This is a genomic window from Paenibacillus sp. AR247 (assembly GCF_002968895.1).
Classification (GTDB): domain Bacteria; phylum Bacillota; class Bacilli; order Paenibacillales; family Paenibacillaceae; genus Paenibacillus_AQ; species Paenibacillus_AQ favisporus.
This window is the reverse complement of record NZ_PCZT01000009.1, coordinates 358,284-369,997: the sequence shown is the minus strand read 5'-3', so window position 1 is coordinate 369,997 and position 11,714 is coordinate 358,284. Positions and strand designations below refer to the sequence as shown.

Sequence of the window (11,714 nt, the reverse complement as noted above, 5' to 3'; positions counted from 1 at the left end):
TCCTGCAGACAGCAAGTTCACCTCTTCATCGAACGTCAGCAGGATGCTATCCGGCTGTTCGATCCGTATATTCACGACCGCCGGAGGAGCTGCGTCCCGGCCTATATTCGCCTTAATTCCTTGTAAGAAAGGATACGTTTTCCCTTCTTCAATCGTCCAGTTCCCACTGAAATCCCAGCTCTCGAAGGTCGACTTCCGCTTCATGGACGCTGTCGTCTGACCGCCTCCATGCCCTGTCGCTGCGGCATCGTAGTATCCCGAGGTTACGATGGAAGTCGGGCTGAAATCCCTCCCAACTAACCCTCCGACCTCCGAACCGGAGCCTGATACGCGTCCGGCGGCATAGGCTCGGTTGATCGTGGCGACATGCCGTCCGACCAGCCCTCCGACTTCCGACTTCCCCGCGACGGAACCGATGGCGTAAGCATCCTCGATCAAGCTCCCGAGATCAGCGCGGCCCACCAGTCCACCGACAGCATACGTGCCAGTGACGGCGCCTGTCGCGTAGGACTGCCTGACGACGCCGGGATACATATTGCCCACCAGTCCTCCGACATTATCTCCGCCGCTTATGTCAGCCGTCGAATAGGACAATTCGACTGTACCTCCTCGATTATCCCCGACTAATCCGCCGCTGGAATATGAGCCGCGGATACTGCCGCCATCCACCCCTATGCTGCGGACGAGGCCACCATCGCCGAGGTAACCGATCAAACCGGCCTGTCCTGAATCAGGGCGGTTAATGATCAAGCCGCGGACCGCATACCCCCTGGCCGTCCAACCGGCCGGTGAAGGCCCCGAGCGCCGAATCGCCGATCGGAGCGAATCCGGCTCCTGCTTCGTCGCTCGTCCCCCACATATCCGCCCGGCTATCGTCCTTGAAGAGATTGCCGAAATCGATGTTATTCGCAAGCGTATAGTTCGCCGTCGGATCCATCGCCATCAACTGAAGCTGGTGAACGTTGCTGATCGTCTGCGACCATTCCGAGCGGAGGAACGGCCGGGTCGAACCGTCAACCATGAACCAGTCCGCATCGAAGTCGAACCCTGTATAGCTCGCTTGGCCGAGGGCTTGTGCGGTAGTGAGCTTGGTCACCACGCATTCTACTCCGTAATCATCGTTGTTATAGCTGCAACCGCTGCTCTGGCCAGAAGTCTCCGAATCCCAGTAGTTATTTTCCATCATGGCGCCGTTATTGGCACCGAGTACTCCGCCGACATCGCCTGACGCAGTGGTAACGGTACCGGAGGTATACGTCTTACCGATATGTCCGTAAACCGAGATGCCAACAATTCCGCCGGCGACACGGTCTCCGCTGACGGAACCGATGTTGTACGATTGACTTACGTCTCCACTGTCCAGACTTCCAACGAGCCCTCCTATGTAATAGCCACGGGCCATAACTTTGCCGGAGAAATAGGACCGAGTCAAGTTTCCTCCAAACAGCAGTCCGACAAGTCCGCCTACGTCATTTTCCCCCACTACGTTGCCAGTTGCGTACGACTCCGTTATCGTTCTGTCGCTGCGACCCGCCAATCCCCCGACATCGTTAGTACCGCTTACGTTGCCTGTTGCGTAGGAAGAGATGATATGGCCGTAATCATAACCGACCAGCCCTCCAACCCCTCCATATCCCGTGACATCGACGCTTGCATGAGCTCGCTCGACCGTCCCATTATTGTTCCCCGCCAGCGCGCCGGTAAAATTGCTGCCGATGACGGAGCCGCCTTCAATACCGAGATTCCGGACCACCCCTCCCGTGCCGATCATCCCGAACAGGCCGACACCCTGCTCGGAGGGGCGATTGATCGTCAAATTACGAATAACGTATCCCGCTCCATCGAACTCTCCGGTGAACTGCTCGGATTCGTCACCGTTACCCCGCTCCCCGATCGGCTTCCAGCCCGCTCCGCCGTCCCAATTCGCCGTATCCGACGCATCGATATCCGCGGCAAGGCGATAGTGTGCCGACAAATCGTTGCGCATGGCGTTGAGTTGATCCAGCCCCGTGATAATAAAGGGATCCTCCGCAGACCCGCTGCCGGCCATGTCGGTTCCCTCTGACTCCGCGTAGATGGGCATTGGAAGAATATCAAATGCCAGCAGCAGAACCATTAACCATAAGAAAACGCGCTTCATACCATCCATCCGATCCTTTCTTTCTCTCAATCAATAGTCTTTCAAAAGAAATTATAAAAGATCCTTTTGGCTATTGAATCTAACCGCGGTTATAGCCTTGGTTATAGAAGATTAGATCGAATTTGGAAGAATCAGCGGTCACCCCGCAGCTCTCGTCCGCGCTTTATCGCCTCCAAGCGGTTTTTCGCCTGCAGCTTACTATAAATGCGGTTAATATGCGCTTTAAGGGTGCCCATGCTGATTTCGAGCGTTGCTGCGATCGCCGCATTGTCCATGCCCACTTCCATGTGGCGGAAAATCGCATACTCCTTAGGCGTCAGAAGCGTCTCCAGAGCGGCTGGCGGGATATTCAGCGGATCGGCCGTTCCGCCGTAACAGGCCAAAAGTTTGCGGACGTAAGTGAGAGAGGGCGCATTGCGGTCTCGGATATTCCCTTTTTGGCGCTGCCGCACGTATTCCGCGAGCAGCTCCGCGACAGGCTTGCCCTTGTCGACGAACACGCGGACGTAGTCGTCCGGCTCAGCGTACCCTAACGCCTCTTCCAGCTTGAGCAGAGCCTCCTCCGTCTTGTCCCCGCGATGGAGCATCATCGCTTGCAGAATCTGCAGATCCAGTGTATCCATCGGACGATGGCCCTTGACCGCGATGGAAAACAGCTTTTCCGACAACTCCCACGCCTCTTGCCGCTCACCCGTCTCCATCAACACCCGGACGAGGAAGACGTAAACGAACAACTGATACACGGACACCGGATCGTCCGCGGAGAGCTTGTACCGTTCCTTCCATCGGACGGCCTCCGTAAGGTCCCCCTGTTCGAGCCGCAAAGCGGCCATCTCCGCTTCGACGAGAATCGGCGCTGCATCGGCTTCCTCCTTTTGCGCTCTCGCGCAAGCCTCCTCCAGCCACTTCTCCGCCAGGGCGACGTCTTGCTTCGCTCTTCCGATCCGCGACAGGAATAGGCTTGCGGGGACATACGCTTTTTCCGGCTGATAGGCTTTATGGCTCCTGCCCGCGAGTCCTTGCTTCAAATAGTTCTCCGCCTGCTCCAACTCGTTCCGTTCGTACAGCAGTTCCCCATAGCAAATCACCGTCAAGTCCTGCAAGCCTATCCGTCCCATGAATTCGATCATGCTCGCGAAAAAGTCGTCCGACAGGCCCCTGGGCAGATGCTTGCCCCGTTTGCCGTTATACGAGCGGAAAACTGATGGAGCCAGTGGCATATAGGGAGACGCGAAAATTAAATCTGTTCCTTCGGGACTATGTCGGAGCGACAAACGGATATACTCCAGCGCTCGGATCATGTCCATGTCATACTGGGTCGCCTTGAAATTGCGAACGTAATACAGGTAACCCAGATAACGGTTCTTTTCCCCTTCTCCCCACATGGACGAGGTTTCCTCATAATACTGCTCGGCCAGCAGCAAATACCGGTTCGCCTTCTCAACATCATGGGACCATAACAGCGAGAAAATATACGAAAAGAACAAGTAGGGTCGCTGGATCAACATCTGCTCAGGAATCGCTTGCAACCAGGACCGGATTGCGTGGAACTCCCGGCGGATCATGACGCTGCGCATCCTTTCCAGCAAGCGCATGGCTTCCTCATACCGCTGCCCGGCCAAATAATAACCGACCGCTTCCTCAAGCATCTCCTGTCCCTCACACCATTCGGCGGCGGCTTGGAACAAGGCGTTCGTTCTGACGGGATCTTGGAGCTCTAGCCGATTCCGCAAAAACTCTCCGAACAAGTGGTGGAACCGGTACCACTCCCTACGGTCATCCAACGGGACGAGAAACAGGCCGACGTCTACCAACTCCGCGAGCTTCACCGAGCCGTTACCTCCGCCAACCTTTTCGCACAGAGGACCGTTCATGCGTTCCAGAACCGACACATCCAGCAAGAAACGCTGAGTCCGCTCGTCCAAAGCTTCGAACACTTCCTCCAACAAATACTGTTCCAAGCTCCCTCCTTCCGGAGAATGGCGCCTCTTCCCGGCATCTGTACGGCCTCCGTAACGCCAAGATAACGAAATTAACTTCAAGCCGGTCACCCAGCCCTCCGTCTCGGCGAGGTAACGTTCGATCTGCTCCCTTCGCAGCTCCCGCCCGGAATAGATCCGGAAGAAATCCACCGTCTCACGCAAATCGAATCGCATCGGATCGGCATCAATTTCATGGATCCAGTCACGGCTCCGCCATCTCGCCTTGACAATACTGGCTGAGGCACGGCTTGCGAATAGAAGGTACACGGAAGGAGGTAAATATTCCAAGAAGAATGAAACGGATTCGACGATCTCCGGTTCCACGATCAGGTGCCAATCATCCCAGATCAACGCGAGCGGATTTTGCAGGCGGTTCAATTCGTTCAATAAATTCACGAGAAACGGTTCGGCCTGTCCAGGATTCAGCGCGTCAGCCGCAGCATGGACCGAGCTTGGCAACTCTCCGATCGCCCGCTCGATAGAAGTCGTGACATAACGCCAAAATCGGACCAGATCGTTATCCTTTTCGTCCAGCGATAGCCAGCCGACGGGAACGTCCGATTGACGTGCCCATTCGCTGACCAAGGTCGTTTTGCCGTAACCCGCCGGTGCGGTCAGAAATGTCGCCTTCCCAGCCATGCCTTCATTCAATCGCTCGATCAAATGTGGGCGTGACACGTATTGGACAGGAAGGTGGGGAATCCGTAATTTTGATAAAAGAATCTCAGGGTTGTTGTTATTCCAATCGGTCGTCATCGTCTGGTCCTTTCCCAAGTGAAGGATTCGTTTTCGTATTCGTGCTTTCTATTTTAACATGTCGAATCGGGAGAAAGACGAATAATCGCGGCTTCACGGATCTCGAGTATACTAGCTATGAACCCTTAAAGTACGGATTTGTTCCAGAAGCGCAGCCTACTATGGCGTCTACAACGCCGAGCCGCAAAAAAAAGCCGCATCAATGCGGCTGTTAAGTGTGTATGTTCTTGTTGCAGATATCCTCTACAAGGAAAATTCACGTAAATCATGAATATCTCTTATCGGGGGACGTCCAAATAAGCGGGCGTACTCTCGATTAAATTGTGAAGGACTTTCATACCCAACACGAAATCCCGCGTTAGCTGCATCCAGGTTTTCCGTTAACAGCAGTTGTCTTGCTGTTTGCAAGCGAATGATCTTTTGATATTGAAGCGGACTCATGGCCGTTACTTTCTTGAAATGTCTATGCAAGCTCCTCGGACTCATCTTGACCGTTTTAGCCAGCTCTTCAATGATTAGAGGCTCGGAATAATGATTTCTGATCCATTGTATGGCTTCGGATATACATTGAGCATAGCTTCCGATCACGGCATATTGCTTCAGCAGTTCTCCCTTCTCGCCTTGAAGAACCCTATAAAATATTTCCTTAATGATCAAGGGAGCCAGCACCTCAATATCAGAGGGGGTCTCCAGAAGTTCTACAAGGCGTAAAACCGCTTTGAGCAAGTCCGAGGTAGACGGATTGAGAAGGATTCCTCGTTCAGTCGTCATCTTCTTCGAAGGACTGGATGTTTTCGCTATATCGAGAAGAAGATCCGGATCGAAGGTCAGTTGTAAACTTAGGTACGGATGGCTTGGCGATGCTTGAGTAATTTGTCCGATCACAGGCAGATGTACCGGAGAGACCAAATAGCTACCTGGCTCCACATCATATCTTTCCTCGGCCAAGTCCACCGTTTTAGAACCTTGAACAACGATGTAAAGGGAAGGATGGCTGTTACTGTACACTGGCCCTGACTGCTGAGATTGACGTCTGAAATAAAGCTCAGGAATTGCCATACTGTGCACGCCATCCATCGGTGTAAGACGATCAATGTACTGGACTAACTCGGAAATAAGCTCTTTCAAGTTTATGCACCAACCTCTTTTGTTCAAAAATCAGTTAAACCCATTATACTTCTCTGGCGGGAATAGGCAAGGAACGGGCATGAATGGTCTGCCGGTTGAACCCCCACTTTTCTTAAAATGAAATGTGTAAGAGGCATATATTATAGAAGAAAGAAGTGGTGAGTGTGTCCGGAATACAAGATAAAGTCATTGTAATAACAGGCGCAAGTGGCGGAATCGGTGAAGCAACTGCAATGCTGCTTGCCGAGAGAGGAGCCCAAGTTGTACTTGGCGCGCGGCGATCGGATCAGCTTGAAGCTATAGCTAACCGGATTGAGAAGTCTGGCGGTAAGGCAGCTTATCTCGTTACTGACGTGAAGCAGTCCGAAGACCTTTCAAACCTTGTCCAATTGGCACACGAGAAATTCGGCAAGCTTGATGTTCTAATTAATAATGCGGGTTTCATGCCCATGTCTCCCTTAGACGATCTGCGGGTCGAGGAATGGGAAGACATGATCGACATCAATATTAAAGGAGTTCTATATGGGATAGCGGCGGCACTACCCACTTTTCGGAATCAGGGCTCAGGACATTTTATTAACATTGCTTCCACGGCAGCCTATCGCATTTTGCCTAATATGTCAGTTTATGCAGGGACAAAGCTTGCCGTTCGTGCGATCTCAGAAGGTCTGCGTCAAGAAGCAGGCGATAAGCTTCGCGTAACGATCGTTTCACCCGGATTCACAAGCACACCTGGCTCCATGCAATCGGATGCTCTGGACGCTATAAGGGACCCGGAGATGAAAGCCAAACTCGAAGCTTATCAGAATATTGGGTTATCCCCCTACTCGATCGCTAAAGCTATTGCGTTTGCAATTGAGCAGCCCCATGACGTGGATGTCAGTGAAATCGTGGTCCGCCCGACAGCGCAAGGATAGGAAACGGATAATGCTGACTAAAAACATCAGAAGCTACCATTTATCGTTACCTTAAAATTGTTCAAAAGTAAGGAATAGTTTTAGAGCACATACGGTGAGTCAGGTATTCAGCTACCAGTAAAAGGACGTACCACTGCACTGCGTTGCGGTTTCGGTACGCCCTTCTTTATAACAGAACAAGGAAAATGCAAATGAAGCTAGCGCATCAACATCCAGATCCTCTCTAAACTCCCCAGCTTGAATGCCGTCACGAATAATACTTCTCATCATATCCAAGAAAGTATGCAAACCTTGTCTTGCCCGACCACAAAGCTCTGAATGCGTATCGTCACTTTCTACAGCTGTATTCTGCATAGGACATCCGCCGATAAATGGTGGGTTGTTTACAACATCCTCATAGACATGAAAAAAAGCCATTAACTTTCCTGAAGCAGACTGCTCTTGGTCGACCGCCTCAGAAAATTTTCTGTTGACCATGCCGGCAGCGTAATTGTAAGCTTCCAGCGCTATCTCGTCTTTACTGGCAAAATGTCGATAGATGCCCCCCTTCTTAATTCCTGTGTCGGCAATGATATCGTTTAGCGATGTGCCGGCATATCCTCTCTGGTTAAAAATTTCAGCCGATTTCATAATGATATGTTCCCGTGTTCGATCCCCTTTTTTCATGAGCTCCTCCCGTATGAACCTCTTTTATTTCAATAGATTTAAATAAATTATACAATTCTGGCCTTGTCATTTGCTAGAATCCTGATAATATAAAAGATACCTTTCGGTCTCTTTTTATTGTACAGCAAGCCATTCCAAAATGAAATAGCCCTGGGCTGGCCATTCATCAATGGGACGTAAATGCAATGATCGAGAAAAAAGCGGACTCCAATTGATTTCATGACAGGCTTTCGCTTGTTTGGAGTAAATAAACGTTTTAGGAGGGTTTTTCAATGACTGTAGAAATAGGCATTAGAGCGCTAGATATGTAACCTCTCACAATTTAAGAAGGAAAGAAGGAAATCTCATGGAGGATGCTCTCCACAATACGAAGACCGAGAAAAATGTAGTTCTCTTGCTTCCCCGTGAAGGCTTCATTATTACGTTGCTTTGCATGACTGTTGTGTTGGTCACGATGAATACGGCCATGTTTAATTTGGCATTAAGCGATTTAAGCCACGAATATAACCTGCCTTCATCTATCGTTTCGTTGACCGTCACCGGCTATTCGATCATGTTCGCCATCTCCTCGATCACCTACAGCCGGTTGTCTGATTTGGTTCCGCTTAACCGATTGTTCGGCATTAGTCTGGTTTTGACAGGAGGCGCCTCGGTTGGAGCGATGCTGAGTAACCATTTCTGGGTGCTGCTAACTGCGCGCATCGTGCAAGCTGCCGGGGCCGGGGCGGCACTCTCCTTGTCCATAGTGCTCCTAGCTCGTTACATACCTCAGGTGCGCCGGGGGAAATCGATGACGTTCATCATGTCCTCCGTGTCACTGGGTTTTGGACTTGGCCCGGTGATTGGCGGCTTTGTGGTGCAATATCTCGGTTGGAAATATCTTTTTGCCATTACATCCTCGCTGTTGTGCATTGCCCCGCTGCTTATGTATTTTATTCCAAAAGAGTCGATGTCCAAACGGTCTTTCGATGTAATGGGAGCACTGACACTGAGTGCAGGTACAGCAGGTCTGCTGCTATTTTTCACCAACTATCATCCCGTTGCCTTGTTGATCGGAATTTCAGGGATAATCGTCTTTACTCTGCATATCCGCCGAGCGAAGCATCCGTTTGTGCTGCCGTCATTATTAGCTAACAGAACCTATCTTATGCTTGCCTTAACTGGGGTCTTAGCCTATTTATGCAACTTTGCAACGCTTTTTTGCTGCCGCAAATGCTATTGAAACATTTTGGTTTGAGTGCAAGTCATGCCGGATTTGTTATTTTTCCAGGTGCTATTTTGTCTACATTGCTATCAAGAAGGGTCGGGGCGATGATCGACGAGCGGGGAAGCAGCAGAATGCTGCGTACGACTCCGATGCTCGTATTATTGGCGGCCGTATTATTCGCAGGACTGGGAACCCACTTTTGGGTGGCCAATGTTTTTGTGTACATGCTGATGAATTTAGGCTTTGCTATCATTAGCAGCAGCGTTTCTAATGAAATTTCGTGCATACTCCCCTCTTCTCAGTTGGGTTCAGGAACGGGATTGTACCAACTGATGCAGTTTATCGGCGGCGCATTCAGCATTGCGGTGATGTCGAGTGCAATGGAATGGCAGAAGCAGCTTCCGCCTAGCCAGACGTATGCCAACCTATTCTGGGGGCTTGCCGTGGTGGCGGCTATATCCAATTTGTGTGCCTTTATGTACCTAAGACGAATAGCCCCAAAAGCCACATCGTCATCTTCATCTTAGCAAAGTTAATATGGTATACATTAATTGATAGCCATATTAAATAGGGTTAACCATGTAAAGCCGCAGCAACGCAGCTTTTAAGCGGTTAAACTTCGATCTTCAGCATGAGAATGTTCAAAGTTTTATTTCATTAGGCAGTTGATTCAAGTCGAGTTGCTGTACTAACATAGGGAGGATGCCACTTTGGTGTTGATGCCTGTAACTTCAATACCCTCAAAACGCACTACTTTTACAAGCCTATATCAGGAGGTAAATGCCAATGATCCCAACGAGTGAATGGCTGTCCCAGTGGGAGAAGCAGCGTGACAAATTGAAATGCCCTGTAGATTTGAATGATTATTTTATTTTGCCTGAAATGGCAGGCAAGCAGCTGGCAGTTATAGATTTTGGTCCCACCTCCATTCCTACCGGCCAAATTCTTGTCCGCGACCCGCTATGCTATTTGGGGAGTATAGAGGAGCAGCCTTATTTCCAAACGGCGTCCGTTGGAACTTACTCAGCCGAAGCCTGTGTGGTAAAGCCGGACGAGGATGGTGACTGTGCCCGCTATGCCGCCGTTCGTCTGCGATTTTCCGATGTTCCTGCCGTCCGGTTCGAGGAAGCTCTGATTGGACATGAAGATATTTTAGGGATGGGGGACGGAGAGTTTTTTGGCTTCAATGTAGATGCCGGTCTGGCATGTATTTGCGATAAGCAGGCGCATCAAGCTTTTTGCGACTTTGCTAGTCGGTGGCATCAAGAACATCCTGATGGCAATCTTTACGATGATTATTTTGCAGCCCTGTTTGACGAGAGTTATCGCGAAAATCCACAGTATCAACGCAATGGTGGCGATTGGCTAAACTGGAAAATTCCCGACACCGAGTACCATATCCCCATGTTCCAATCCGGATTTGGCGATGGCGCCTATCCGGTTTATTGGGGATACGATCAAGCAGGTGAAATTTGCCAAATCGTCGTTCAGTTTATTGACATTCAATTGGCATACACGTAAGTCAGTTCAAAGGAGAACGACCGTTATAGGCGTTCTCCTCCTCGTCACACTGAAACTTTTATTGCCTCTCTTGCTAACTGCTGGGCGTAACCTTCACCGAGGCCACACCACCAAAAATTCCGGATGACGAGCTTCGATATATTCATCACTTCAGTGAATACAGAGGATTACCCCTGCTTGTTACATATGTACCACCTCTCCTTACTCCTCACATACACTGGTATGATTTTACAATGTGAGTAAAGCCAGTCTTTTGCTCGTTTACGATGACTATGAAAAGGTAGGAGCAGGGAATTCATCAATTCTCAACCGAAGTAAACTATATGGTTTTTCCCGCAGGTCTCTCCCATAATGAAATCTCGCCTGCCGATGTAATTGATTCACAATGACATATAAGTATTGATCGGGGCCAATCGAAAAAGTATCCGGCCATAAAATTCTCGGATCATGTGCGATGGTTTCCATTGCGCCATTCGGCAATATTTTCCGGATGCTATTATTTTCATAGTCTCCTGCATAAACGGTTCCTTTTGAGCCGGTGATCATTCCATCAGACGCACCCTTTTCCCCCCAATACTGCACATATTGAGATAAATTCATGTCCTGTATCCTTCTGTCTCTTAGGGCTTCTGTTGAGATCGAGAACAGTTGACGGCTGGTTAGCGGAGCATAAAATAAAACCTTACCATCCAGAGAAATCGCTAAACTATCGGAAGCCATTCTAAAAGGGGAAGTTGAGCCGTCCGGGTTTCGATTCTTCAAAATTCTACCTTCTACTTTTGGTAAAAAATTAGAATCAGGTGAAGTTGATACTGCCCCATTTAACCGTCTAAACGCGTTCCCATTTTCTAAATCCACAACAATAATAGCCCCTGGCCCTCTGGAAGAAGAATCCGTTATATATGCATAGCCTGCTCTACCTACCCGAAAATCCAAACGGACGTCATTCAGATAAGTTGTTGGCAAAACAACATCTTCAGTAAAGGTATATACTCTCCTTATTGTGTTCGTGCTTAAATCAACAGCAACTAATTTTGCTCCCCCTTGAATAGGTTCAGAAAAATTTGGTGCCCCTGTATCCAGTACCCAAAGTGTTCCTCTTCCGTCAGCAACGATACTTTGGACACTGACGAAAGACATCGTAATATTCGCAGTATTAACCAAATTGGTTTCTAAATTGGGATAAGGCTGCAACTGCCCCTTTACAATTTCCGCCACAGTAAATTGGACATCGTCTCCCCATTTCGGAAAGCATACAAAAATCGACCGGTTTCCGAAACGCTGACACCTGTAGGCATAGCCCCNTTAAAAAGCATGCACTAGCTCAAACTAGCCCAAAAATACTTTTTCCCTATAGGTAAACATAAGGTTTGTCATGATATCCTCCTCCAGTCAAA

Annotated in this window: 9 protein-coding genes and 1 pseudogene; 4 read left to right on the top strand and 6 right to left on the bottom strand. The window is 49.6% G+C overall.

Features of this window, described 5'->3' with window-relative positions; genetic code table 11:
* From CPT76_RS09630 to CPT76_RS09615, 4 genes are all read right to left on the bottom strand, one after another.
* Positions 1-594, bottom strand: a 594-nt coding sequence (locus CPT76_RS09630) for a GLUG motif-containing protein (RefSeq protein WP_308737552.1), incomplete at its 3' end; no start/stop codon positions are given.
* 145 nt (positions 595-739) lie between these two features.
* Entirely contained in the window at positions 740-2,140 is a 1,401-nt protein-coding gene (locus CPT76_RS09625) for a GLUG motif-containing protein (protein ID WP_105442763.1), read from the bottom strand.
* 131 nt (positions 2,141-2,271) lie between these two features.
* A complete protein-coding gene (locus CPT76_RS09620) occupies positions 2,272-4,761 on the bottom strand; it encodes a winged helix-turn-helix domain-containing protein (RefSeq protein ID WP_258168242.1) in 2,490 nt (829 codons plus the stop codon).
* Positions 4,762-5,121: 360 nt separating this feature from the next.
* Entirely contained in the window at positions 5,122-6,006 is an 885-nt protein-coding gene (locus CPT76_RS09615; RefSeq protein ID WP_181152764.1) for an AraC family transcriptional regulator, read from the bottom strand.
* 164 nt (positions 6,007-6,170) lie between these two features.
* Between CPT76_RS09615 and CPT76_RS09610 the strand changes: the two genes are divergently transcribed.
* Positions 6,171-6,923 carry an SDR family oxidoreductase gene (locus tag CPT76_RS09610; RefSeq protein WP_105444022.1) on the top strand — a complete coding sequence of 251 codons (753 nt, stop codon included), beginning with the start codon at positions 6,171-6,173 and terminating at the stop codon, positions 6,921-6,923.
* 111 nt (positions 6,924-7,034) lie between these two features.
* Here the strand turns inward: CPT76_RS09610 and CPT76_RS09605 are convergent, their stop codons facing one another.
* Entirely contained in the window at positions 7,035-7,589 is a 555-nt protein-coding gene (locus CPT76_RS09605) for a TetR/AcrR family transcriptional regulator (protein ID WP_258168241.1), read from the bottom strand.
* Positions 7,590-7,935: 346 nt separating this feature from the next.
* On the opposite strand from CPT76_RS09605, the gene CPT76_RS39295 reads away from it, so the two are divergent.
* The 3 genes from CPT76_RS39295 to CPT76_RS09595 all read left to right on the top strand — a co-directional run bounded on the left by CPT76_RS39295 (position 7,936) and on the right by CPT76_RS09595 (position 10,317).
* Positions 7,936-8,811, top strand: coding sequence for an MFS transporter (locus CPT76_RS39295; protein WP_258168240.1), 876 nt, complete (start codon positions 7,936-7,938; stop codon positions 8,809-8,811).
* Positions 8,769-9,323 carry an MFS transporter gene (locus CPT76_RS39290; protein ID WP_258168239.1) on the top strand — a complete coding sequence of 185 codons (555 nt, stop codon included), beginning with the start codon at positions 8,769-8,771 and terminating at the stop codon, positions 9,321-9,323. Before CPT76_RS39295 ends, CPT76_RS39290 begins: the two co-directional genes overlap by 43 nt.
* A gap of 259 nt (positions 9,324-9,582) precedes the next feature.
* Complete coding sequence (locus CPT76_RS09595) at positions 9,583-10,317, top strand: DUF4241 domain-containing protein (protein ID WP_181152763.1); 735 nt, start codon at positions 9,583-9,585, stop codon at positions 10,315-10,317.
* A 270-nt stretch (positions 10,318-10,587) separates the two neighbouring features.
* On the opposite strand, the pseudogene CPT76_RS09590 reads toward CPT76_RS09595, so the two are convergent.
* Positions 10,588-11,637: pseudogene (locus CPT76_RS09590) on the bottom strand (L-dopachrome tautomerase-related protein).
* Positions 11,638-11,714 lie beyond the last annotated feature (77 nt).